Source organism: Nocardia asteroides (genome assembly GCF_021183625.1).
Lineage (GTDB): Bacteria > Actinomycetota > Actinomycetes > Mycobacteriales > Mycobacteriaceae > Nocardia > Nocardia asteroides_A.
This window is the reverse complement of sequence record NZ_CP089214.1, coordinates 6,211,176-6,232,771: the sequence shown is the minus strand read 5'-3', so window position 1 is coordinate 6,232,771 and position 21,596 is coordinate 6,211,176. Positions and strand designations below refer to the sequence as shown.

The following is a 21,596-nucleotide window of genomic DNA, read 5'->3' as shown; positions in this document are numbered from 1 at the left end:
CCCTGGGTCAGCGCAGCTGCTGGATGCGGACCATATTGCCCGCCGGGTCGCGCACGGCGCAGTCGCGCACCCCGTACGGCTGCTCGGTCGGCTCCTGCACGATCTCGATCTCGTCCGTCGCCGACACCTTCGCGAAGGCGCCGTCCAGGTCCTCGGTGGCGAGCAGCACGCTGGCGTAGGTGCCCTTCGCCATCATCTCGGCGATGGTGCGCTTCTCGTCCTCGGTGACGCCGGGGTCGGCCCCCGGCGGGTAGAGCACGATATTGATGCCGGGGTGCTCGGCCGGGCCGACCGTGATCCAGCGCAGCCCGTTGTAACCGACGTCGTTGCGCACCTCGAAGCCGAGCGTGTCCCGGTAGAAGGCGAGCGAGGCCTCCGGATCGGTGTGCGGCAGGAAGCTCGAGTGGATGGTGATGGTCATGCGGTTCACGCTAGAGGGGCGGCGGGGACCGGCGCTTCTCGATTCCTGACCGGTCGGGTGACCCGCTTGGCCACGCAGGACGGCATGCCGGCGGTCGCGTCCGCCGCCTCCCTGCGATAGACGCTCGGCGGCACCCCGACCAGCTCGGTGAACCTGGTACTGAAGGTGCCGAGCGAGGAGCAGCCGACGGCGAAGCAGACCTCGGTGACGCTCAGGTCGCCGCGGCGCAGCAGCGCCATCGCGCGCTCGATCCGCCTGGTCATCAGGTACGAGTAGGGCGACTCCCCGTACGCCTGCCGGAACGCCCGGCTCAGGTGCCCGGCCGACAGGTGCACGCCGCGCGCGAGCGCCTCGACGTCGAGCGGCCGCTCGTACTCCCGATCGATCCGATCGCGCACCCGGCGCAGCAGCGCGAGATCGCGCAGCCGCTGGTCCTCGCCTCGGGTACCCACGGGTGCATCGTGCCACGTCAGCGGGGGCTTGCCCAGCACCGGCAAGTGGGGGCAGCCGTTGTGGGCTGTCACAGGACCGGCCGGAAACCGCCCGGATATGCACCAAGGGATCACATCACGACTGGTGCTCACGCAACCGAATCGTTACCGTCGGGGTCGGTGTTCCAAAGCTAGGACGTTATCGAATGACTCTTTCCACGTGGCCCGATCAGGACCTCCCCCTGCTGCGCGAGGTCGCCGGCCGCATCGCCGTCGTGATCCAGGGCAGCACCGACAGCCGGCAGGCCCTGGCCGACTTCACCGAGGCGCTCCCGCACGCCGGGCAATTGGCGCGGGTGCTCATCGAGTACTCCAGCCGGTGGTTCGACCGCTCCAGCGGCGACTCGACCATGATGGGCCCGGAGCTCTTCTGGACCCTCACCGAGTTCGTGCCGCCCGCGCTGCCGCAGAACCGGGAGCAGGGTGGCACCGAGTACCACCACGTCGAGCGGACCAGGCATCTGCTGCTCATCTGCGTGCTGGAGCAGCTGGCCGTCACCCAGTTCGCCCCCGCCGCGCAGGGCGGCGATGCCTCGACCAGGCACCGCTACGGCGACAACGCCGTCCCGGTCCTGACCTCGCGGCTGCGCTCGGCACCCGACGTCGAAGGCACGGCTTGAGTTGTTGGCCGCGCCCTTCGGCGCGGCGGGGTTCGCGGCCCTTCGGGGGCTCGTGATTCCGCACCCGCGACTCGCGCCTGCGGCGCATGCGCTGCGGGTGCGGAATCACGAGCCGGGCCGCGAACCGGGCGGGTCACTCCGCCGTGCGCGGGTGAGTAGCGGGGCGCCGATTCCGTGTATCACCACGCTGATCAGGACGGTGACGCCGGTGACGGTGAGTGCGTACTCTCCGAGGTCTTCGTCGAGCGCGTTGTAGGCGAGCAGCCCGAAGACGATGGTGGCGGTGCCGCGCGGGCCGAGCGCGCCCACGAGTCCCCGCTCCCGGTGCGGGAGCGGGGAGCCGAGCAGGGCGAGCAGCACCGGGCCGAGCCGGAGCACGGTCAGCGCGAGTACGGCGAAGAGCACCAGTCCCCAGTCCAGCAGCGGGGCGGCGCCGAAGACGATGACGAAGCTCGCGCCGAAGGCGAACCACAGGATCAGCCCGGCCACCAGGCTCACGTCGTCGATCAGCCCGAGCTCGCGCTCGGCGGGGCGCCGCCGCAGCACGCGCACCGCGTCGCGGGAGCGCACCGCCTTGAAGGCGAGGCCGCAGGCGAAGGCGGCGACGAAGCCGTTGGCGTGCCAGGCCACCGCGGCGCCGTAGGCGAGCAGCGGAAGCGCGACCAGCCCGATCCGGAACGCCTGCGGGTCGGTGAGGCCGCGCAGGTGCGCCCGCGTCCCGGCCCACGCGGTGACCCCGCCGAGCGCCAGCCCGACGGCGACCGCCGTGCCGAAGGCCGGGATCGCGTCGCGCAGCGCGGCCAGCGGGGTCGCCTCCGCACCGGTCCCGGTCGCCAGCGTCAACGCGAAGGCGAAGACCGGGGCGACGATGCCGTCGTTGTACCCGCTCTCCACCGCGATCAGGTGCCGCACCCGGGCCGGGATCCCGCGCTCCCGCACGATCTCGGCGGCGGGCGCGAAGTCGATCGGCACCACGATGCAGGCGATCAGCACCAGCACCGCCGCCGGGACCTCGGGGATCAGCAACCACCCGGCGAGCACCGCCGCCCCGATGCTCAGCGGCAGCGCCAGGAACAGCAGCCGCGCCGCCGCCCGCGGCTCACCGCCGAAGATCCCGCCGCGCACCTCGGTGGCGTCGACGAAGAGCAGCACCGCCAGGATGATCTCGGCGGCGTGCAGCGCAACCTCGCTGTTCAGGAAGGGCGCGACATCGGTCGAGGAGAACGCCCCGAAAACCGCGCCCGCGGCGACCATGGCGAGCGGGGCGTGGATCAGCCCGCGCCGCAGCAGCGTGGCGCTCAGCGACCACAGCACGACGACGCCGGTGAAGACCACCAGCACCGGGACCATGGGGTGTGATTCTGCCCCGGCCCCCGGCTACGCGCTCGGGGCGCGCCCGGCCTCCTTGCCGACGGTGTGCAGGTGCCCGATCGACTCGCGGTAGGAGGCGACGAACCCGGTGGCCCGGTAGGGCAGCCCGATCTCGGCGCAGTACGCGGCGACCAGGGGCTGCGCCCGGCGCAGGTGCGGCCGCGGCATGGACGGGAAGAGGTGGTGCTCGACCTGGTAGTTCAGCCCGCCGAAGGCGGTGTCGAGCAGCCGCGAACCGAGCACATTGCGCGAGGTGAGCACCTGCTTGCGCAGGTGGCCGCTGGTGTCGTCGGCGGCGAGCACCGCCATGCCCTTGTGGTTCGGCGCGAAGGTGGTGCCCATGTAGAGCCCGAAGAGCGCCTGGTGCACCGCGACGAAGACCAGCGCCTTCACCGGCGAGAGCACCAGGAACACCAGCAGCAGGTAGCCGAGCGCGTGGCTCGCGAGCAGCGCCGCCTCCCAGCCGCGGTTCGGGATCGGCCAGCGCAGCACCCCGCGCCAGCTGGAGATCCGCAGGCTCAGCCCCTCGAGGGTGAGCATCGGGAAGAACAGCACACCCTGGTGCCGCACCACGAGCCGCTTCACCCCGCTCGCCATCCGGGCGCGGGCGCCGGAGTGCGCCAGGATGCCCATGATGTCCGGGTCGGCGCCCTCGGTGTTCGGGTGCGCGTGGTGCTTGTTGTGGTTGCTGGTCCACCAGCCGATGCTCACCCCGATCAGCAGGTTGCCGACGAGCGCGCCGTAGACATGGTTGGCCTTGCGGCTCGCGAAGATCTGCTTGTGCCCGGCGTCGTGGCCGAGGAAGGCGAACTGCGCGAAGAGCGCCGCGAGCACGACGGCGATCCCGAGCGTCCACCACGAGTCGCCGAGCGCGATCAGCAGCGCGTAGCACCCCAGCAGCAACCCGACGGTCACCGCGGTGTAGGTGATGTACTGCGGCACCGCCGGTTCCAGCAACCCGGCATCGCGCACCCGGCGCAGCAGCACCGCGAACTCACTGCCGCGGGCCGCATCGGCCCGCTTCTCCACCACCGGTCGCATCACGTCCCGCTCTCGCCGTCGTCCCTCGGCCGTTCATGCGCCAGGGAACGACAGCGATCTGCCCGGCGGGGTGTCACGCGGCCACGAACCGGCGACCGGTCCATGAACAATAGCGCGCGACCGGTCACTTCACCGCTGCGGCTCCGCACCCTCGATCAGCGCGACCCGGGCCAGCACCTGCTCGGCCATCTTGACGTGCGCCGCGTCCACCAGGACGCCGCCGACGCCGACCGCGCCGCGGCCCGCCGCCTCGGCCTCCCGGTAGGCCTTCATGTTCCGCTCGGCGAGCGCGATCTCCTCCGGCGTCGGCGAGTAGACGGTGTTGGCGATCGGCACCTGCACCGGGTGGATTGCCCACTTGCCGGTGTAGCCGAGCAGCGAGGCGCGCTTGGCGTCGCGCTCGTACCCCTCGGTGTTGCCGTAGTCCGGGAAGGGGGCGTCGATGGCGTCGATGCCGGCGATCCGCGCCGCGACGATGACCTTGGCCCGCGCGTAGTGCCAGAAGTCGCCGGGGTAGTCGCCGAGCGGCTCGAAGTTGGTGTCCACCCGGGCGCCCTGGGAGAGCGAGAAGTCGCCGACGCCGAAGATGATGGCGTCCACCCGCGGGCTCGCGGTGGCGATCGCCTCCGCGTTGGCCAGCCCCTCGACCTCCTCGATCAGCACCTCGAGCCGAATCTGCCGCTCCAGCCCGAGTTTCAGCTCCAGCTGGGTGAGCAGGACATCAACCCACCGGACATCCTCGGCGGTCTTGGCCTTGGGCACCACGATGGTGTCCAGGTTGCGCCCGGCCCTGGTGACGACCTCGATGACATCGTCGTGGCACCACTGCGTGTCCAGCCCGTTGATCCGGATGGCGCGCGCGGTGCGTCCCCAGTCCAGCTCGTTGAGCGCGGTGATCGCCTTCTCCCGCGACCCCTCCTTGAGGCTCACCGGGGTGGCGTCCTCCAGGTCGAGGAAGACCAGGTCGGCGCCGAGCGTGACGGCCTTGGCGAACATGTGGTCGTTGCAGGCCGGCAGCGCCAGCTCCGAGCGGCGGAGCAGCTTCGTCATCGGAAAGAGTTCCCTTCGTAGGAGAGTCAGAGCACGCCGCGGGCGCGCAGCTCGGCCAGCTCGGCGTCGCCGAGCCCGAGCAGCTCGCCGTAGACGGCGGCATTGTGCTCGCCGAGCCGGGGCCCGAGGTGGGCGACCTCGCCGCGGGTTCCGGAGAACCGCGCGACCGGCGCCTGCACCGTCACGGTGCCCAGCTCGGGATCCTCGACCGGGACGAAGACCTCGCGGTGCTTCATCTGGTCGTCGGTCACCAGGTCGGCGATGTCGTAGATCGGGGCGGCGGCCACCTCGAACTCGTCGAAGACCGACATGGCCTCGGCGAGCGTGTGGGCCGAGACCCAGGCCGCCACCGCCTCGTCCACCTCGGCGGCCCTGGCGAGCCTGCGCTGCGGGTCGGAGAAGTCGGCGTCGGCCACCAGGTCGTCGCGGCCGATGGCGCGGAACACCCGCAGCGCCAGCGCGGGCGAGCTGCCGGACATGGCGAGCCAGCGGTCGTCCGAGGTGCGGTAGGTATTGCGCGGGGCCGAGATGTCCCAGCGGTTCCCGGCCCGCTCGGGGATCAGCCCGAGCTGGTCGTAGGAGAGCAGGGTCTGCTCCAGCAGCCGGGCCAGCGGGTCGATCAGGTTGATGTCGATGAGCTGCCCCGGCCCGTCGTGCACGTCCCGGTGGTAGAGCGCCATCGCCACCGCGTAGGCGGCGTTCAGCGAGGCCACGCCGTCGGCCAGCATGAACGGCGGCAGCGTCGGCGGCCCGGTCGCCTCGCCGGTGAGGTGCGCGAACCCGCTCATCGCCTCGCCGAGCGTGCCGAAGCCGGGGCGCTCGCTCTTCGGGCCGGTGAGCCCGAAGCCGGTGATGTGCAGCATGATGATCTTCGGGTTCTCCGCGCGCAGGCTCTCGTAGTCGAGCCCCCAGCGCTCCAGCGTGCGCACCCTGGTGTTCGCGACCACCACGTCGGCGTGTTTGGCGAGCTGCCGCAGCAGCGCCTGCCCCTCGGCCACGCGCAGGTCGAGGGTGACCGACTTCTTGTTCCGCGACACCGACTTCCACATCAGCCCGACGCCGTCGCGCTGGTGCCCCCACGAGCGGATCGGGTCGCCGCCCTTCGGCTGCTCGACCTTGATCACCTCGGCGCCGAATTCGCCGAGGTAGGTGGCGGCCAGCGGCGCCGCGGCCAGCGTGGCCATGTCGAGCACCCGGATGCCGTCCAGCATGGGACGGCCCGCCGCCGTCATCTACGCGCTCGTTCCGGCGACCGAGCGGGACGAGTTCGGCACCGGCAGCCCGAGGTGCTCACGCAGCGTGCTGCCCTCGTACTTCGTCCGGAAGAGCCCGCCGCGCTGCAGGTGCGGCACCACCATCCGGGTGACGTCCTCGAAGGCGCCGGGCATGTGCGTGGCGGCGAGCACGAAGCCGTCGCAGGCGTCGCCGTGGAACCACTCCGCCATCTGCTCGGCCACCTGCGCGCCGGTGCCGACGAAGCGCGGCCCCTGCAGCAGCGTGGCCCGGTGCCCGGCCAGGTCGCGCAGGGTGACCGTGCGGCCGAGGTGCTCGCGCAGGTTCTGCACCAGGCCGCGGATGCCGGAGACCGAGGCGATCAGCTCGTCGGTGACCGGGTCGTCGATGCCGTGCCTGGAGAAGTCGTAGTTCATCAGCTCCGAGAGCAGCGTCAGCGAGGCCATCGGGTGCACCAGCTCGTGCAGCAGCATCTCCTCGCGCTCGCGGGCGTGCGACTCCGTCTCGCCGACGACGGCGTAGGCCATGGGACAGATCTTCACCGAGCGCGGGTCCCGCCCGGCCGCGTCGATCCGCGCCTTCTGGTCGGCGTAGTGCGACTTGGCGACCTCCAGCCCGGGGTCGCCGGTGAAGATCAGCTCGGCCCAGCGCGAGGCGAAGTCGCGGCCGCGCCCCGACGAGCCGGCCTGGATCACCACCGGGCGCCCCTGCGGGGTGCGCGGCACGGTGAGCGGGCCACGCGAGGAGAAGAAGCGGCCGCTGTGGTTCAGCTCGTGCACCTTCGAGGGGTCGGCGAAGTCGCCGGTGCGGTCGTGCAGCAGCGCGCCCTCCTCCCAGGTGTCCCAGAGCCCGGCGACCACCTCGAGGAACTCGTCGGCGCGGTCGTAGCGCTCGTCGTGGCCGAGGTGCGCGTCGACGCCGAAGTTCTGCGCCTCGCTGTCGTTCACCGAGGTCACCACGTTCCAGGCGGCCCGGCCGCCGGAGAGGTGGTCCAGCGTGGCGAAGGTGCGGGCCACGTGGAACGGCGGGTAGTAGGTGGTGGAGTAGGTGGCGCCGAGCCCGATCTTCGAGGTGGCCTGGGCGAGCACGCCGAGCACGACGCTCAGGTCGAGCTTCACCGGGCGGGCGCCGTAGCGCACCGCCTCGGCCACCGAGCCGCCGTAGATGCCGGGCATGGCCAGCCGGTCGTCGAAGAACATGAGGTCGAAGCAGCCTTCCTCGAGCTGCCTGCCGACCTTGGCGTAGTAGGACGCGTCCAGGTATCCGTGCTCGGTGGCCGGGTGCCGCCACGACCCCGAGTAGACCGAGGTACTGCCCGCCTGCATGAATGCGACCAGCGTCATCCGGTCGTCTCGTCGTGTCGTCATGCAGGGAATTTAACATCTGATATATCAGATGCCAACCCTTACATGCCTTCGTTGCTAGACTCCGGCACATGGCAGGAAGCGTCGACATCGCGGGCACCGTGCGGGAACGGGCGGCACGGGAGCTGCGTGACCGCATCCTCACCGGGGCCATGGCACCGGGGTCGCGCATCGACCTGGACGCCATCACCGAGGAGTTCGCCACCTCGCGCACGCCCGTGCGGGAGGCGCTGCTCGAGCTCTCCTTCGAGGGGCTGGTCCGGGTGGCGCCGCGCAGCGGGATCACCGTGATCGGGATCGGCGCCGACGACGTGCGGGACAGCTTCACCCTGCTCGGCGTGCTCACCGGCCAGGCGGCGGCCTGGGCCGCCGAGCGCAGCACCGACGCCGAGCTGGCCCGGCTGCGCGAGCTGGCCGCCGCGGTAGCGGCGCGCTCCGGCGACGACGGCATCGGCGAGGCGAACTGGAAGTTCCACCAGGCCATCCACCGGGCCGCGCACTCCCCCCGGCTGCTCACCCAGATCAAGCAGGCGTCCCGGGTGGTGCCGACCAACTTCCTGCGGCTCTTCCCCGATCACGAGAAGCACTCGCTGCACGAGCACGACGAGCTGCTCGACGCGCTCGAGGCGCGGGACGCCGACGCCGCCAGGCGGATCGCCGAGCGGCACGTGCTGGAGGCGGGGATCTCGCTGGCGGCCTGGCTGGAGAACGTGGCCGCAGGGGGCTGAACGCGGCCTGCCCGCGTCAGGCGGCGGGGGCCTGCAGGATGCCGAGCACCCGCTTGGCGGCGGCGTTGAAGCGGCCCAGGTTGACCGTCGGCGCGCTGGTGACCACCAGGAGCAGCGACGAGCTGAGCGGGAAGACCCCGACGCAGCCGCGATCGGCCTCGAAGACCGCGGACTGCAGCCTGCCCTGGGTCACCAGGTTGGTGAAGTGGTCACCGATGCCGATGGCCGCCGCTGCCATGGCCGAGCTGCGCATGGCGATCGAATCACCGTCCGCCATCGTCCCCGAGACGTCGTCGGCGGCGATGACGAGCCCGTCCCGGCTGGTCATCACGGCGTGCTCGACGTCGGCGATCTCCTCGCAGGCGCGCTGCAGCAGCACTCCGACGGCACGGGGGTCGCCGAGGGCGATCGCGTGCCGGTCGAACGCCCGGCTCACAGCCGGATCGCCTGCTCGATCCGGCGCAGCTGGTGGCGGGCCAGCGCCAGATTGCCGCGCGCCTTGTCCAGCGCGAGGTAGAGGAAGAGCTCCTCGCCGTCGTTCCGGATCAGCGGCATGATCAGGTGGTACTGCGCCCCGAGGGTGACCAGGATGTCCTGGACGCTGTCGCCGAGCTGCAGCGCCTCGACCGCGCGCAGCTTGGCGCGCAGCACCTCGGTGTTCAGCGCGCCCGCCATCTCCAGGTCGAACAGTTGGTTACCGCCCTGCTTCCCCAGCAGCATCCCGCTGCGCATGTCCACGAGGGCGATGCCGATGGCGCCGTCCACGCTCATGCCGTCCCGCAGGGCGTCGTCGAGCTTCATATCTGGTGCACTCCTGAATCCCTGCGCCCGCGTCATCTCCGGCCGTCGATGGGACATTCTCGGTACCGCTCGGAAGGCGCGCTCGTCATCGATCATGGCTATGAACGCGTCTCCAGGTGGGCGTCATGTTTTGTGGCAGAAACTCGGAAAACCGGTCGGTTCTCGTGAGCAGCGACAGCTTAGCAACGTCCACCAGGTTGGTCGATAGTCGAAAAACTTGACCTACGGTCTGAAATATGTCCTTTTAATTAGTTCGGAGCCCGCGATTCGGGGATTACCCCGCAACCGTGCCAACCCGCCTACCTGGGGGTTCATCGGCGCAGGTCAACCGGTTTTCGATATTTGCGAAGACGGTGAATGCCAGCACCAAGGGTGATGCCGATCACAATCTCGCACAATAGTGCATACAATTCCTGCGTATCCGCAGGAAATTAACTGATCGGGTGCTGTGATCAGCGGCGCTACGCCGGAATCGCCGGTTTCCAGCCGAGCGCGGGTGCGACCAGCTCGACCGTGTCGTGCAGGATCTGCTCGTACTCGGCGCGCTGGAACTCGTAGGGCAGCTCCAAGCGCAGCTCGGTGGTCTCGGCGAGCACCGGGTCGGCCGCCAGCCGCTGCACGATCTCCTCGGCCGGGCCGACCAGGTCGGGGGCGAAGAGCACCCGGCGCTCGCCCTGCGGGCCGAGCGTGCGCTCGTGCCTGGACTCGGCGTAGCGCCGATACCGTTCGCGGGTGGCGCGATCCGCACCGTCGGTCGGCACGAGCACCCGGCCCACCGCGACCCGGCCCGGCCGCGCCGGGCCGATCCGCTCCCGGTAGGCGGCGATGAGCGCGAGCTGGCTCGCGCCGAAGTCGTCGCTCCGCTCGCCGAGCACGATATTGCCGGTGAGCAGGTTCAGCCCGTGCTCGCCCGCCCAGCGCACCGAGCGGCCGCTGGAGCCGCCGTACCAGAGCCGGTCGATCAGCCCGGGATCGTGCGGTTGCAGCCGCGGCCGCTGGGTGTTGCCCGGGGAGTGGATGACGGTCTCCGGCCCGCCCAGGTACCCGCCGCGCAGGTTCTCGACGAGCCGCTCGATCCGGGTGTGCGAGAGGTCGTACGAGCGCCAGTCGCCGTCGAAGACCAGGTCGCCGATGAGCTCCGCGTGCGGCGGGGTGCCCGCGCTGAACCCCGGCTGCAACCGGCCGCGGGAGAGCACGTCGGCCAGCGCCAGATCCTCGGCCAGCCGGAACGGGCTCTCGTAGCCGATCGGGATCACCGCCGAGCCCAGCTCGATCCGCTTCGTGCGCTGCGCCGCCGCGGCCAGGAAGACCGCCGCCGAGCCGACCCCGTGCTCCAGGTGCCGCTGCCGGATCCAGCCGCCGTCGAAGCCGAGCCGCTCGCCGTACTCGAAGAGCTCGAGCGTCTCCTCCAGCCCGGTGTAGGGGTCGTCGTCGGCGAAGTTGCCCGGCGTGAGGAAGGCGAGTGTCGCGATACGAGGTGCCACCCTGCCAGGCAACCCGCCGGAGGCGGCGCGCGCCACGGTTGCGTTCGGCCGGAACGCAACCCTTCCCCGCGCGGCTGACCCGGCGTCCGCGAATGTCCGCCGAACGAGTGACGACCGCGGGCGCGGTTGCGCCTACGATGCAGGGCGGACGAAGCATTCGAAATGGGAGGTTCGGGGCGATGGACGGCGGCAATTCGGCGCTGCACCGGGCGGCCGCCCGCGGCGACGGTGCCGCGCTCGGCACGCTGCTCGACCAGGTGAAACCCTTTGTGACCAGGTACTGCCGGGCCCGGCTCGGCACCGGCCCCGCGGATGCCGTCGCCACCGGAATCTGCGCCGAGCTGCTCACCGGGCTGCCCCGGTTCGCCGAGTCCGGCGGCTCCTTCCTCGCCTTCGCCTACCGGATGACCTCGCGCACCGTCGCCGACGTACTGCGCCGCCGCGGTACTCGCGGCCCGGAACCCCTAGGGGAACTCCCGGAGTCGCAGCGCGAGGTGCTCGTGCTGCGGCTGGTGCTCGGGCTCTCCGCCGACGAGACCGCCAGCGCGCTGCACACCACCATCGGCGCGGTCCGGGTCACCCAGCACCGGGCGCTGGCCACGCTCCGGACCACGCTCGCGGCCTGAGCCGCTCCGGCTCCGTCGTTTCCGCTCCTCGCGCTCGCCGGGCACGAAACTATCGTCGCAGCGCGCGGGGACGGCGGCCGAGGGTTGGGCTCAGCGGGAACCGAACTCGGGCGGCTCGAAGGCGCGCACCGGGGGCGGGGCGCCGTCGAACTTCTCGACCTGGACCAGGCAGCTGTTCGGTGACGGCCCCTGGGCCAGCGGGCTGGTGCCGATGTCGGGGGTGACGACGTTCGGGTTGCCGTGCCGCTCCAGGCCCAGCTCGTCGTCCGGGTCGTACCAGGCGCCGGTGGCGATCTGGGCGACGCCGGGGAGCAGGGCGTCGGAGGTGGCGACGCCGGCCAGGAAGGCGCCGCGGTCGTTGAAGACGCGGGCGAGGTCGCCGTCGCGGAGACCGCGGGCGGCGGCGTCGGCGGGGTGCAGCCGCAGCGGCTCGCGCTCGGCGATCTTGGCGTCGCGGCTGGTGGCGCCGTTGTCGAGCTGGCTGTGCAGGCGGGTGGCCGGCTGGTTCGAGAGCAGGTGCAGCGGAAAGCGTTCGGCGCGCGGGTCGCCGAGCCATTCGCGGTCCGGGTACCAGGCGGGGTGGCCGAGGAGGTCGCCCGCCTCGGCGATGGCGTGCGAGTAGATCTCGATCCGGCCGGAGGGGGTGCGCAGCGGGTGCCGCACCGGGTCCGCGCGGAAGCGTTCGAGGTCGTGCTCGCGCTCGGGGAGCAGGGGGCGCAGGTCGAGCGGCGGGCCGACGCGGAATTCGCGGTAGGCGGGGAGTTCGACGCCCGCCGCCGCGGCGTCGGATCGGGTCGTCTCCCAGACGTGTTCGACCCACTCGGCGGTCGAGCGCCCCTCGGTGAAGGCGGCGCCGAAGCCGAGCCGCCCGGCCAGCGCGGCGAGGACGGCGTGGTCGTCGCGGGCCGCGCCGTACGGCTCGAAGACCCGGTGCATGGGGGTGAGCCAGTGGTCGCTGCTGCTGCCCGCGAAGTCCTCGCGCTCCAGGGCGGTGGTGACCGGGAAGACGATGTCGGCGTGCCTGGCGGTGGCGGTCCAGCTGTGCTCGTTGACGATCACCGTTCCGGGGCGGGTCCAGGCGCGGCGCAGCCGGTTCAGGTCCTGGTGGTGGTGGAAGGGGTTGCCGCCCGCCCAGTAGACGAGGTCGATCTCCGGGTAGACGCGGTCGGCGCCGTTGTAGCGGTAAGGCTCGCCCGGGCGCTCGAGCAGCTCGGCGATCCGGGAGACCGGGACGGTGTCCGCGACCGGGTTCGGGCCCTGCGGGATGGTGCCGATCCGGAACGGCGGCACCCGGCGCTGCAGCGTGGTCCCCTTGCCGACGCCGGACCCCATCTGCACGCCGCCGCCGGGCAGCCCGATGTACCCGAGCGCGGCGGCGAGCGCCCACGCGGCCCAGTACGGCTGCTCGCCGTACCTGGCGCGCTGCACCGCGTAGGAGAGCCCGATGAGGCTGCGGCCGGCGGCGAGTTTCCTTGCCAGCACGCGGATCTCGGCCGCCGGGACGCCGGAGAGCTCGGCCGCCCACTCCGGCGTCTTCGGCACGCCGTCGCCGCCGCGGACATAGCGCGCGAACTCGTCGAAGCCGACGGTGTAGCGGGCCAGGAAATCGTCGTCCTGCAGGTTCTCGGCGAGCACCGTGTGCACCAGCGCGAGCAGCACCGGGACGTCGGCGTTCGGGCGGCAGGGCAGCCAGCGGGCGCCGACCGCGGCGTCCACGTCGTCCCGGAGCGGGCCGACGTGCACGATCTCCACCCCGGCCGCGCTCAGTTCGGCGAGGTGCCCGCGGTCGTCGTGCGCGCCGATCCCGCCCGGGTTCACCTGGGTGTTGCGGCTCGGCGCGCCGCCGAAGAGGACCAGGCAGCGGCAGTGCTCGGCCACCTCGGCGGTGGTCGGCGCCTGCTTGCCCGCGTAGTAGGCGTTCAGCCCGATGATGTGCGGCACGATCACCTCGGCCGCGGCGAAGGAGTAGGTGTCGACCGAGTCGGTGTAGCCGCCCGCCAGCCGCAGGAAGCGGTGCAGCTGGCCCTGCGCGTGGTGGAAGCGGCCCGCGCTGGCCCAGCCGTAGGAGCCGCCGTAGATCGCGCGGTTGCCGTGCGCGGCGATGGTGTCGCGCAGGGCTCCGGCGGCGAGGTCGATGGCCTCGTCCCACTCGACCTCGACGAAGGGCTCCCGGCCGCGGCCCGAGCGGTCCCGGTCGCGCAGGTAGCCGCGGCGCACCGCGGGGCGGGCGATCCGCACGCCCGGATCCCGCGCGGCGGCCAGCGACCGGCCGATCGGCGACGGTTCGGGGTCACCGGCGGCAGGCCGCACCGCGATGGTGCCGTCCGGCGCGGCGCCGACCAGGTAGTTGCCCCAGTGCGTCGCGGTGAGCCGCGGCTCCGGCATGTGCTCCCCCTCGGGTTACGGCGAAACCCCGAGGTTACCGGCGCTCAGGGCAGCACCAGGCAGGCGATCCCCAGGTCGATGCCGGTGCCGACCTCGACCCGCACCGATTTCTCGCCGCCGATCTGCACGGCGTGCAGGGTGTGCGCGCCGCGCTCCTGCGGGGTCCAGATGGCGGTGGCGATCCCGCTCGGCCCGACCGGGATGGCCCACGGCGGGTCGAACGAGCCGCGCTGGCTGTCGTAGAAGCTCACGTACTCGCCGGGCGCCGCGTTCGCGGTGACGGTGTAGGCGCAGCCCGTGCCGTACGGGGACGAGCTGCCGCTGGAGATTCCCGGTTCCACGGTGATGCCGGTGATCTCCGCGCCCGCGGGTGCGGCCGCGATCGCCAGTACCGCAGCCACCGCTACCCCGGTCGTGCACAGTGCCTTCATTGCTGCCCCTTCCGTCGCGCTCTCCCCCAGGGTGCCCGCGCGCACCCCCACCCGAAACGCCGCTACCCCAGCCGAACCGGAACGTGCGTCCAGCCGGCGACGCTGGTCTCCCGCGACCGGCGCAGACCACTCGGGTCGACGGTGAATTCCGGCATGGCGTCGAGCATGGCGTCCAGCCCGATCCGCCCCTCCAGCCGGGCCAGCGCGGCGCCGAGGCAGCGGTGGATGCCGTAGCCGAAGCCGAGGTTGTTGCCGCTGAACGCGCGGGTGATGTCGAAGCGCTCGGCCTCCGGGATCGAGCGCGGGTCCCGCGTCGCCGCGGCCAGCAGCATCAATACGGGGCTGTGCGCCGGGATCGTGCGGCCGTGCAGCTCGACGTCGCGCAGCGTGTAGCGCACGTCGTACTGCACCGGCCCCTCGTACCGCAGCACCTCCTCGAACGCGCCGGCCAGCAGCGAGCGGTCCGCGCGCAGCGCCCGCCACTGCTCGGGGTGCGCGCCGAAGAGCACCGCCGCGCTGCCGAGCAGCTTGGCGACGGTCTCCGCGCCCGCCCCGGCGAGCAGCGAGATGAAGCCGAGGATCTCGCGGTCGGTGAGCCGGGTGGCGGCGCCGTCCTCGCGATCCACCTCGACCTCGATCAGCCGGCTGATCATGTCGTCGAGCGGCCGGGCCCTGCGCTCGGCGATCAGCGCGGCGTAGTACCCGGTGCTGGCCTGCGCCGCCGCCCGCCCCGCTTCGCTCATCCCCAGCTGCCCCGGCGCGCGCTCCAGCGGGATCGCCAGCCACTGCCGCAGCTGCTGGCGGTCCTCCGGCGGCACCCCGAGCATGGTGGTGATCACCTCGATCGGGAAGAGGTTGGAGTAGTCGGCGACCACGTCGAAGGAATCCCCGCGCAACCGCTCGGCGAAGGCGCGCACGGTCTCCCGGATCATGGGCTCGAGTCCGGTGATGGCGCGCGGCGTGAAGACCGCGCTGACCAGCTTGCGCATCCGGGTGTGCTCCGGCGGGTCCATCATGATGATCATGGGAATCCGCTGCTCCGGCGGCTCCGGGGCGAGCACCTGCTCCAGGGTGACCCCGCGGCCGGAGGAGAAGGTGCCGAAGTCCTTCATCCCCGGGACCACGTCGGCGTAGCGGGAGAGCGCCCAGAAGCCGTAGCGGGCACTGTGATAGACCGGCGCGTCGTCGCGCAGCCGGCGATAGACGGCCTGCGGGTCGTCGTGGAATTCGGCGGAGAAGGGATCGAAATCGATGGCGTCGTCGGCAACGAGCGAGTGATTCATGGCATACCTCTTGTCTATCCGGCCGTCGCCAGGATTACACTTCTTACAGAATCCGTAAAGGTTGTAAAGTGCCCTCGATTTCCTCCGCCGACCACGGCACCCGTACCCGCATCCTCCGGGCAACCTTCGAGGTGCTCGCCCGCAAGGGCCACGGCAAGCTGAGCCTCTCCGAGGTCGCCGTGCAGGCCAAGGTCTCGCGCCCGACGCTGTACCGCTTCTTCGCCTCCAAGGCCGAGCTGCTCGCCGCCTTCGGCGCCTACGAGACGGCAAACATCGAGGCCGGGCTGCGCGCCGTCACCGACGGGCTGGAAGGGCATGCCCGGCTGGACGCGGTGCTGCGCTACATGGTCGAGCACCAGGGGTCGTACTCGCTGAGCCGCGTGGTCGACATCGAGCCGGACTACGTGCTCGTCCAGCTGGAACGGGTCATCCCGATCATGCGGCGGCTGCTCGAACCGGCTGTGACGCAGGGCGATCCGCGCGTCGTCGCGGGCACGCTGGTCCGGGTGGCGGTCGCGCACTACCTGGTCGGCGGGGACGACCGGGCGGAGTTCCTGGCGCAGCTGCGGCAGGCGGCGGGGATCACCGCGCCCTGAACCCGCCTATCGGCCGATCGAAAGCGGGAATGCAGCGGCTCCGCGGTGCCCGCGGTTCACCCGCCGCTGGTCGAATGGGGTGGCATCGTCCGCGACGAAGGAAGAGGCCATGACCAGCACCGATACCCACGCCGGTGAGACCGTCGGCAAGCGCGTGCACGAGTTGACCACGATCTTCGAGCGGGGGCTGACCGAGAATCTCGGCGTCGGCGCGTCGCTCGGCATCCGGCTGGAGACGGCGGGCGAGGGGTACACCCGCTACTACCTGGACCCGAACCCGGCCACCATCAACGCCATGTTCACGGTGCACGGCGGCGTGCTCGCCACGCTCATGGACACCGCCATGGGCAGCGCGGTCTTCACCAAACTCGGCGACGGCGTCGCCTACACCACGCTGGAACTCAAGCTGAACTTCATCCGCTCGGTGACGCTGGACGGGTCCCGGCTCACCTGCGAGGCGAACGCCGTGCACCTCGGGCGCCGCACCGCGACCGCGGAGGGCAGGATCACCGATGCCGCGGGCAAGCTGATCGCGCACGGCAGCACCACCATCCTGGTCCTGCAGCCGGAGGGGTAGCCCCCACGCCGACGGCCCCTGCCCGGCGAGGGCAGGGGCCGTCGGCTTGTGAGATCAGGCCACCGTGCGGCATTCGGCGATGAAGCGCGCCAGTTCGTCCACCCGATCGGTCCTGGCGTCCACCGTGCGGTCGATCACCTTGATCAGGTGCTCGTACGCCTCGGTGTGGTCGTAGGAGGCCACGTCGGCGATCTGCAGCGCCCAGCGCCAGTACCCGCGCATCGTATCCGCCAGCGGCATGCGGAAATCGGCGATGACAGCGCGCAGCGGGTCGACCACGTCGTCGCCGTGCACGCGCAGGTAGCGGCTCACCACATCCGCCATGAAGCTGAAGTGCCGCGCCTCGTCGCGAGCCAGCCTGCCGAGCACGGCGGCCAGCACCGGCTCGTCGACCACGTCGCGCAGGTGCTGGTAGTACATCTGCGTCGCCTTCTCCTGCACCAGGGCGTAGGCGAAGAACTGCACCGGGTGGTCGAAGGGCAGGTCGAAGGGTTTCCGTCCCTCGATCGCGAGTTCGTCGCGCAGGGCGCCGCGCTCGGCGATCCCCGCGGCGTCCTGGTAGCGGGCGAGTGCCCTGGCGTGCGTGTCCTCCTCCAGCGCCCAGCGCACGGTGAAGTGGTAGAGCTCGCGGTTGTGCGTGAAGGTGGCGAGGTCGACGGTGTCGTCCACCGGGAAGTGCCGGTGGTAGACGTCGAAGTAGCCGGGCAGGTGGTCCTCGATCAGGGTGACGAAGCGGACCGCGGAGCGCTGCCCGTCGGTGAGCCGGTCCGCGTCGGCGCGGGCCCAGTCGAAGGCGGTCTCCACGTCCCAGGCGCGGGCGGCGGGCGAGGCGGCGAGGAAGCCGTCCACCGCCGCCGCCACCTCGGTGACCGGGATGAGCGCCGTCATCGAGCGTTCCGGCAGGTCAGGGCATAGTGCTTGGTGGTGTAGCCCCACCCGGCGTTGGCGATCTCCAGGTAGTGCCGCAGCTGGGCGGCGAGGCCGGGGCGGTGCGCGTCGATGCGCTCGGCGGCCGCGTCCACGTTGCCGATCCAGTCCTCGATGGTGCGGTGGTAGTGCGCGGTGAGGTCGTCGACGGCGGTGATCGAGAAGCCGGCGTTCTCGGCGGCGGCGAGCAGCTCGGAGAGCGGGCGCAGGTCGCCCCAGCCGAAGATGTCGGCGCGCACGAACTCGGTGCCCGCCTTGGTGTCGAAGGCAGTGCGGGCGGCGGCGTTACGGAAACAGCTCTCCGAGACGTAGAGCGAACCACCGCGGCGCAGTACCGTTTTCGCGCGGCGGAAGACGGCGTCCAGGTCGGGCATGTGCACGATCGAGCCGAGCAGCGTCACCGCGTCGAAGCTCTTCGCGGGCAGGTCGAGCTGCTCGAAGTGCCCGACCCGGGTGTGCACCCGGTCGGCGACGCCGCGCGCGGCGGCCTGCTCGGCGATGTACCCGTGCTGGCGCGGCGCCGGGCTGATCCCCGTTGTGGTACAGCCGAACTCCTGCGCCATGAACAGGATCAGTGACCCCCACCCGCACCCCACGTCGAGCAGCCGCTCCCCGCCGGTGAGCCCGAGCCGGTCCGCGACGAACCGCAGCTTGGTGCGCTGCGCCTGCTCCAGGGTGTCGGACTCCGACTCGTACAGCGCCGAGCTGTACTTGCGCAGCGGATCCAGGAACTGCCCGAAGATATCCGGATCGAGATCGTAGTGCTGATTGGTGTCGGCGGTGACCGTCATGCTCTGTCCATTCGGCAAGAGCGAGGGCCCTCCGTGGCTACGCTCCGCTACCGCCTCCGGGCCTGACTCGCTCATGCCGCTTCCTCCCGCAGGGCGCGGTCCACCACTACGACGACGTCGTTCAGGCTGGAGAGGCCGAAGACCTCCTCGTCCTCCATCTCGATGTCGAAGGCGCGCTCGATCTTGGCGACCATGCGCAGCACCCGCACCGAGTCCACACCCTCCATGCCGCGCAGGTCGGCGTCGGGGCGCAGGTCGGCGCCGGGGATCCCGGTCTCGGCGGTGGCGATCTCGGTGACGGTACGCAGGATGTCGGCGGTGCTGGTCATGGCTGGACTCCGTTCGCGAGGGCGGTGGCGAGCAGGGCGACCTCGTCGTCGCCGAGGGTGAGCTGGTGCCGCACGGCGGCCAGCTCGAAGGGCTGGTAGGCGGCGGTCGAGGTGGCGCAGACCGCGCCGTCGGCGTCCCGCACCTCGGCCGATGCCCGGATCGGGCCGGACGCGGTCTCGGCGAGCGAGGCGACGCAGTGGTAGTCGCGGTCGATCAGCAGCGGGGTGAGGAAGCGGGTGCGCTGGCTGACGGTGAAGGCAGGCTGCCGCCTGGCGAGCACGATGAGGTTGCCCATCAGCTCGTCCGCGATCACCCCGATCATGCCGCCGTGCACCACGCCGGGGTACGACTCGAAGGCGCGGCCGAGCCGGAAGTCGGTGCGCAGCCCCTCCGGGTCCGGGGTGAAGCGCAGCCGCAGCCCGCCCGGGTTGTGCGGGGAGCAGCCGAAGCAGTGGTAGTCCGGGATCACCGACCACGGGACCCGCACGCTGCCTGCCACGATCAGGCGATCACGTCGGCGAGCGCGCGGCGCACCCGCGCGTTGCTGGAGAGATCCAGCCCGGTCATGTTCCCGAAGGTGCGGCGGATCTTGTCGTGCAGCACGTCCAGCTCGCCCTCGGCGGCCACCTGCTCCAGGAACAGGTCGAAGCCGGTGTCGATGGTCTCGTGCTCGCCGAGCTCGCTGATGCCCGCCTTGAAGGTGCTGACCGGGTGCTTGATCTTCGCCTCCGAGCTGTAGACGTAGAGCGTCTCCAGCACCGAAGGCAGCTCCGCGGGCTTCTTCCGCAGCCGCTCGGTGGTGTAGTGGATGAACTCGCGGGCGTGCCCGGCCTCGTCCCGGCTCGCGCTGAGCAGCAGCCCCTTCAGCACCGGCTCCCGCACCCACGCCGCGACCGCGCGGTAGATGTGGTTCACCGTGAGCTCGGAGATGATGTTGGTGGCGAGCGTCGCCGACGGCGTGGTGCCCGGCGCGTAGGGCTCGCGCATGGAGTCGACCGCCTCGGCGTCGACCGCCTCGCCCACCGCGTCCAGCCAGGCCCGGAAGGCGTAGTGGTGCTGCACCTCCTGGAAGCCCCAGACCACGGCGAAGGTCGAGAAGTCGTAGTCGTCGACGAACTCGTTCATGAAGCCGTGCACGGCCGCGATGACATTGGACTCGCCCATGGTCGCGCTCTTGGCCAGGGTCACGTACTCGGGCTCGACCAGGTCCAGGTCGACGGCGCCGAGGTCGAGGTCGGCGAGGCGCCAGTGCAGGCGCTCGTAGTGGCGGAAGACGTCGTAGCTGTGCACGGGTGCTCCGATTCCCTTGGGTGGTTACTGTCCGACGAGCCGGCGGGCGGCCTGGCGCTGCAACTTGCCGCTGCTGGTCCGCGGGATGCTGCGCGGCGCGACCAGGTGCACCTCGACCGCGGTGAGCCCGAGCTCCTCGCCGGTGGCCGCCCGGATCCGCTCGGCGAGCCGGTCGGCGGCGCTGCCGGTCAGCTCGGTCTCCGCGATCAGCGTGATGACGTCGGCGTCCGGCTCGGCGGCGGCCGTGCAGCGGCCCCGGTACAGCCCGGGCAGGCCGCGCACCGTGGCCTCGACGTCCTGCGCGTAGTAGTTGACGCCGCGCACGGTGATCATGTCCTTGCAGCGGCCGGTGACGAAGAGCTCGCCGGCGCGCAGGTAGCCGAGATCGCCGGTGCGCAGCCAGCCGTCGGCGAAGAGCCCGGCCACGCTCGCCGGGTCGGCGGTCAGGTAGCCGTCGGTGACCGAGCCGCCCCGGATCAGGATCTCGCCGACCCCGCCGTCCGGCAGGTCGGCGCCTTCCAGGTCGACCACGCGCAGCCGCATGCCGTCCACCGGGGCGCCGACCCCGGCCACCGCCCGCGCGCTCGGCAGCTCCGGCGCCACCGGGAGCGCCACCGCGTCGTCGGCGAGCCAGGTGCGGTCCACCCACTCGAAGCGCGGGGCGCGGCCGAGCGGCGGGAAGGCGACGGCCAGCGTCGCCTCGGCCATGCCGTACACGCCGAACATCGCGGCGTCGCCGAAACCGGCGGGCGCGAAACGCTTGCGAAAGGCGTCCACCACCTCGTAGGAGATCGGCTCGGAGCCGTTGAAGGCGATCCGCCAGCGGCTCAGGTCGTACCCGGTCACCTCCGCGGGCGGGACCGCGGCGAGCAGCGCCTCGTAGCCGAAGTTCGGCATGGCGGTGATGGTGCTGCCGGACTCGGCGAACTGGGCCAGCCAGCGCGCCGGGTCCTTCACGAAGGCGAGCGGCGACCACACGTGCGCCTGGATGCCGCGCAGGATCGCCGACAGGGTGCCGAACAGCCCCATGTCGTGGAAGAGCGGCAGCCAGAATCCGCCGCGGTCGGCCAGATCCAGCGCGATTCCGGTACGAATGGCGGCCAGCCCGCTCAGCACGTTCCGGTGCGTGAGCCGGACGCCCTTCGGGGTCGCGGTGCTGCCCGAGGTGAATTGCACGACGGCGAGGTCGTCGGCGCCGATCGCGGGCAGCAGCGTTTCCGCGCTGTGGTCGTCGGCCGTCATTTCGCCGATATCGAGAAAACTCACGGTGGAATCACCGGCGAGCGCGGGCACCATCGCGGCGAAGCGGTGCGAGACCAGGACGGTGCGCATTCCGGCGGCAGCGGTGATCGCGGAGATCCGCTGGGGGAAGGCGGCGGTCTGTTTCGCCCCGGCGGGCAGCGGCAGCGGGGTCGCGGCGCCGCCCGCGGCCGCGGCGGCGAACAGCGCGACCAGGAATTCCGGCGCGTTCGGGCACAGGATGCCGACCGGCTCGCCGCGGGCGACGCCGTGCCTGACCAGCGCGGCGGCCAGCACACCCGAGCGGCGGTGCAGCTCGGCGTAGTCAACGGTCTCCGAGACCGACCAGAAAGTCGCAGGCACCGCGGGAAACGCGGCCGCGATTTCGGCAAGCCTGCCGGGAAGTGTTTCCGCGGAATGCATGCGGGCAACGACACCAGCGCAGTGTGACGGCACCGCGAATGCACCGTGAACTACAGTGTTCGATAAACAGGGCCGATCGCCCGATCACGCTGCG

Annotated in this window: 24 protein-coding genes; 5 read left to right on the top strand and 19 right to left on the bottom strand. The window is 71.5% G+C overall.

Features of this window, described 5'->3' with window-relative positions; all coding sequences use genetic code 11:
• Positions 1 to 7: 7 nt before the first annotated feature.
• Positions 8 to 421 (bottom strand): VOC family protein, encoded by a 414-nt coding sequence (locus tag LTT61_RS28790; protein ID WP_233017144.1) that lies wholly within the window; start codon positions 419 to 421, stop codon positions 8 to 10.
• A gap of 5 nt (positions 422 to 426) precedes the next feature.
• Positions 427 to 873, bottom strand: a complete 447-nt coding sequence (locus LTT61_RS28785; protein ID WP_233017143.1) for a helix-turn-helix transcriptional regulator — start codon at positions 871 to 873, stop codon at positions 427 to 429.
• Positions 874 to 1,058: 185 nt separating this feature from the next.
• Here LTT61_RS28785 and LTT61_RS28780 point away from each other — a divergent pair, with 185 nt between their 5' ends.
• Complete coding sequence (locus LTT61_RS28780) at positions 1,059 to 1,532, top strand: hypothetical protein (protein WP_233017142.1); 474 nt, start codon at positions 1,059 to 1,061, stop codon at positions 1,530 to 1,532.
• A gap of 105 nt (positions 1,533 to 1,637) precedes the next feature.
• Here the strand turns inward: LTT61_RS28780 and LTT61_RS28775 are convergent, their stop codons facing one another.
• The 5 genes from LTT61_RS28775 to LTT61_RS28755 all read right to left on the bottom strand — a co-directional run bounded on the left by LTT61_RS28775 (position 1,638) and on the right by LTT61_RS28755 (position 7,594).
• Positions 1,638 to 2,882 (bottom strand): cation:proton antiporter, encoded by a 1,245-nt coding sequence (locus tag LTT61_RS28775; RefSeq protein ID WP_233017141.1) that lies wholly within the window; start codon positions 2,880 to 2,882, stop codon positions 1,638 to 1,640.
• A gap of 27 nt (positions 2,883 to 2,909) precedes the next feature.
• Positions 2,910 to 3,944, bottom strand: coding sequence for a fatty acid desaturase family protein (locus LTT61_RS28770; protein WP_233017140.1), 1,035 nt, complete (start codon positions 3,942 to 3,944; stop codon positions 2,910 to 2,912).
• 129 nt (positions 3,945 to 4,073) lie between these two features.
• Positions 4,074 to 4,994 (bottom strand): HpcH/HpaI aldolase/citrate lyase family protein, encoded by a 921-nt coding sequence (locus LTT61_RS28765; RefSeq protein WP_233017139.1) that lies wholly within the window; start codon positions 4,992 to 4,994, stop codon positions 4,074 to 4,076.
• A 26-nt stretch (positions 4,995 to 5,020) separates the two neighbouring features.
• On the bottom strand, positions 5,021 to 6,205 hold the full coding sequence (locus tag LTT61_RS28760; protein ID WP_233021242.1) for a CaiB/BaiF CoA transferase family protein: 1,185 nt from the start codon (positions 6,203 to 6,205) through the stop codon (positions 5,021 to 5,023).
• 21 nt (positions 6,206 to 6,226) lie between these two features.
• Entirely contained in the window at positions 6,227 to 7,594 is a 1,368-nt protein-coding gene (locus LTT61_RS28755; protein WP_233017138.1) for an LLM class flavin-dependent oxidoreductase, read from the bottom strand.
• 68 nt (positions 7,595 to 7,662) lie between these two features.
• Between LTT61_RS28755 and LTT61_RS28750 the strand changes: the two genes are divergently transcribed.
• Positions 7,663 to 8,319, top strand: coding sequence for a GntR family transcriptional regulator (locus tag LTT61_RS28750; RefSeq protein WP_233017137.1), 657 nt, complete (start codon positions 7,663 to 7,665; stop codon positions 8,317 to 8,319).
• A 16-nt stretch (positions 8,320 to 8,335) separates the two neighbouring features.
• On the opposite strand, the gene LTT61_RS28745 is transcribed toward LTT61_RS28750, so the two are convergent.
• From LTT61_RS28745 to LTT61_RS28735, 3 genes are all read right to left on the bottom strand, one after another.
• A complete protein-coding gene (locus LTT61_RS28745) occupies positions 8,336 to 8,755 on the bottom strand; it encodes a roadblock/LC7 domain-containing protein (protein ID WP_233017136.1) in 420 nt (139 codons plus the stop codon).
• Complete coding sequence (locus LTT61_RS28740; protein WP_067657947.1) at positions 8,752 to 9,120, bottom strand: hypothetical protein; 369 nt, start codon at positions 9,118 to 9,120, stop codon at positions 8,752 to 8,754. The genes LTT61_RS28745 and LTT61_RS28740 overlap by 4 nt, the downstream gene beginning before the upstream one ends.
• 461 nt (positions 9,121 to 9,581) lie before the next feature.
• A complete protein-coding gene (locus LTT61_RS28735; RefSeq protein WP_233017135.1) occupies positions 9,582 to 10,604 on the bottom strand; it encodes an LLM class flavin-dependent oxidoreductase in 1,023 nt (340 codons plus the stop codon).
• A 179-nt stretch (positions 10,605 to 10,783) separates the two neighbouring features.
• Here LTT61_RS28735 and LTT61_RS28730 point away from each other — a divergent pair, with 179 nt between their 5' ends.
• On the top strand, positions 10,784 to 11,230 hold the full coding sequence (locus LTT61_RS28730; RefSeq protein ID WP_233017134.1) for a sigma factor-like helix-turn-helix DNA-binding protein: 447 nt from the start codon (positions 10,784 to 10,786) through the stop codon (positions 11,228 to 11,230).
• 90 nt (positions 11,231 to 11,320) lie between these two features.
• On the opposite strand, the gene LTT61_RS28725 is transcribed toward LTT61_RS28730, so the two are convergent.
• The 3 genes from LTT61_RS28725 to LTT61_RS28715 form a co-directional block, all read right to left on the bottom strand.
• A complete protein-coding gene (locus LTT61_RS28725) occupies positions 11,321 to 13,615 on the bottom strand; it encodes a molybdopterin-dependent oxidoreductase (protein WP_233017133.1) in 2,295 nt (764 codons plus the stop codon).
• 44 nt (positions 13,616 to 13,659) lie between these two features.
• Positions 13,660 to 14,046, bottom strand: coding sequence for a hypothetical protein (locus tag LTT61_RS28720; RefSeq protein ID WP_233017132.1), 387 nt, complete (start codon positions 14,044 to 14,046; stop codon positions 13,660 to 13,662).
• Between the two features lie 62 nt (positions 14,047 to 14,108).
• Positions 14,109 to 15,329, bottom strand: a complete 1,221-nt coding sequence (locus tag LTT61_RS28715) for a cytochrome P450 (RefSeq protein ID WP_233017131.1) — start codon at positions 15,327 to 15,329, stop codon at positions 14,109 to 14,111.
• Positions 15,330 to 15,397: 68 nt separating this feature from the next.
• On the opposite strand from LTT61_RS28715, the gene LTT61_RS28710 reads away from it, so the two are divergent.
• Both LTT61_RS28710 and LTT61_RS28705 read left to right on the top strand, forming a co-directional pair.
• Positions 15,398 to 15,925 carry a TetR/AcrR family transcriptional regulator gene (locus LTT61_RS28710; RefSeq protein WP_233017130.1) on the top strand — a complete coding sequence of 176 codons (528 nt, stop codon included), beginning with the start codon at positions 15,398 to 15,400 and terminating at the stop codon, positions 15,923 to 15,925.
• Between the two features lie 109 nt (positions 15,926 to 16,034).
• Positions 16,035 to 16,502 carry a PaaI family thioesterase gene (locus LTT61_RS28705; RefSeq protein WP_233017129.1) on the top strand — a complete coding sequence of 156 codons (468 nt, stop codon included), beginning with the start codon at positions 16,035 to 16,037 and terminating at the stop codon, positions 16,500 to 16,502.
• A gap of 54 nt (positions 16,503 to 16,556) precedes the next feature.
• Here LTT61_RS28705 and LTT61_RS28700 read toward each other — a convergent pair whose 3' ends face one another.
• From LTT61_RS28700 to LTT61_RS28675, 6 genes are all read right to left on the bottom strand, one after another.
• A complete protein-coding gene (locus tag LTT61_RS28700; RefSeq protein WP_233017128.1) occupies positions 16,557 to 17,390 on the bottom strand; it encodes an acyl-ACP desaturase in 834 nt (277 codons plus the stop codon).
• The gene (locus tag LTT61_RS28695) at positions 17,387 to 18,220 is read right to left on the bottom strand and encodes an SAM-dependent methyltransferase (protein ID WP_233017127.1); all 834 of its coding nucleotides are present in this window, start codon (positions 18,218 to 18,220) and stop codon (positions 17,387 to 17,389) included. The genes LTT61_RS28700 and LTT61_RS28695 overlap by 4 nt, the downstream gene beginning before the upstream one ends.
• A gap of 71 nt (positions 18,221 to 18,291) precedes the next feature.
• Positions 18,292 to 18,549: an acyl carrier protein gene (locus LTT61_RS28690; RefSeq protein WP_233017126.1), complete on the bottom strand. Its 258-nt coding sequence runs from the start codon at positions 18,547 to 18,549 to the stop codon at positions 18,292 to 18,294.
• A complete protein-coding gene (locus LTT61_RS28685; RefSeq protein ID WP_233017125.1) occupies positions 18,546 to 19,049 on the bottom strand; it encodes a PaaI family thioesterase in 504 nt (167 codons plus the stop codon). Before LTT61_RS28685 ends, LTT61_RS28690 begins: the two co-directional genes overlap by 4 nt.
• Before the next feature lie 2 nt (positions 19,050 to 19,051).
• Complete coding sequence (locus tag LTT61_RS28680; protein WP_233017124.1) at positions 19,052 to 19,840, bottom strand: ferritin-like domain-containing protein; 789 nt, start codon at positions 19,838 to 19,840, stop codon at positions 19,052 to 19,054.
• A 24-nt stretch (positions 19,841 to 19,864) separates the two neighbouring features.
• Positions 19,865 to 21,502 (bottom strand): AMP-binding protein, encoded by a 1,638-nt coding sequence (locus LTT61_RS28675; RefSeq protein ID WP_269821813.1) that lies wholly within the window; start codon positions 21,500 to 21,502, stop codon positions 19,865 to 19,867.
• Positions 21,503 to 21,596: the final 94 nt, after the last annotated feature.

Bases quoted from the DNA above. Each gene is read 5' to 3' on its own strand.
- LTT61_RS28790 (WP_233017144.1), bottom strand. From the start codon at position 421: ATGACCATCACCATCCACTCGAGCTTCCTGCCGCACACCGATCCGGAG.
- LTT61_RS28780 (WP_233017142.1), top strand. From the start codon at position 1,059: ATGACTCTTTCCACGTGGCCCGATCAGGACCTCCCCCTGCTGCGCGAG.
- LTT61_RS28775 (WP_233017141.1), bottom strand. From the start codon at position 2,882: ATGGTCCCGGTGCTGGTGGTCTTCACCGGCGTCGTCGTGCTGTGGTCG.
- LTT61_RS28770 (WP_233017140.1), bottom strand. From the start codon at position 3,944: ATGCGACCGGTGGTGGAGAAGCGGGCCGATGCGGCCCGCGGCAGTGAG.
- LTT61_RS28765 (WP_233017139.1), bottom strand. From the start codon at position 4,994: ATGACGAAGCTGCTCCGCCGCTCGGAGCTGGCGCTGCCGGCCTGCAAC.
- LTT61_RS28760 (WP_233021242.1), bottom strand. From the start codon at position 6,205: ATGCTGGACGGCATCCGGGTGCTCGACATGGCCACGCTGGCCGCGGCG.
- LTT61_RS28755 (WP_233017138.1), bottom strand. From the start codon at position 7,594: ATGACGACACGACGAGACGACCGGATGACGCTGGTCGCATTCATGCAG.
- LTT61_RS28750 (WP_233017137.1), top strand. From the start codon at position 7,663: ATGGCAGGAAGCGTCGACATCGCGGGCACCGTGCGGGAACGGGCGGCA.
- LTT61_RS28740 (WP_067657947.1), bottom strand. From the start codon at position 9,120: ATGAAGCTCGACGACGCCCTGCGGGACGGCATGAGCGTGGACGGCGCC.
- LTT61_RS28730 (WP_233017134.1), top strand. From the start codon at position 10,784: ATGGACGGCGGCAATTCGGCGCTGCACCGGGCGGCCGCCCGCGGCGAC.
- LTT61_RS28725 (WP_233017133.1), bottom strand. From the start codon at position 13,615: ATGCCGGAGCCGCGGCTCACCGCGACGCACTGGGGCAACTACCTGGTC.
- LTT61_RS28720 (WP_233017132.1), bottom strand. From the start codon at position 14,046: ATGAAGGCACTGTGCACGACCGGGGTAGCGGTGGCTGCGGTACTGGCG.
- LTT61_RS28715 (WP_233017131.1), bottom strand. From the start codon at position 15,329: ATGAATCACTCGCTCGTTGCCGACGACGCCATCGATTTCGATCCCTTC.
- LTT61_RS28705 (WP_233017129.1), top strand. From the start codon at position 16,035: ATGACCAGCACCGATACCCACGCCGGTGAGACCGTCGGCAAGCGCGTG.
- LTT61_RS28700 (WP_233017128.1), bottom strand. From the start codon at position 17,390: ATGACGGCGCTCATCCCGGTCACCGAGGTGGCGGCGGCGGTGGACGGC.
- LTT61_RS28695 (WP_233017127.1), bottom strand. From the start codon at position 18,220: ATGACGGTCACCGCCGACACCAATCAGCACTACGATCTCGATCCGGAT.
- LTT61_RS28690 (WP_233017126.1), bottom strand. From the start codon at position 18,549: ATGACCAGCACCGCCGACATCCTGCGTACCGTCACCGAGATCGCCACC.
- LTT61_RS28675 (WP_269821813.1), bottom strand. From the start codon at position 21,502: ATGCATTCCGCGGAAACACTTCCCGGCAGGCTTGCCGAAATCGCGGCC.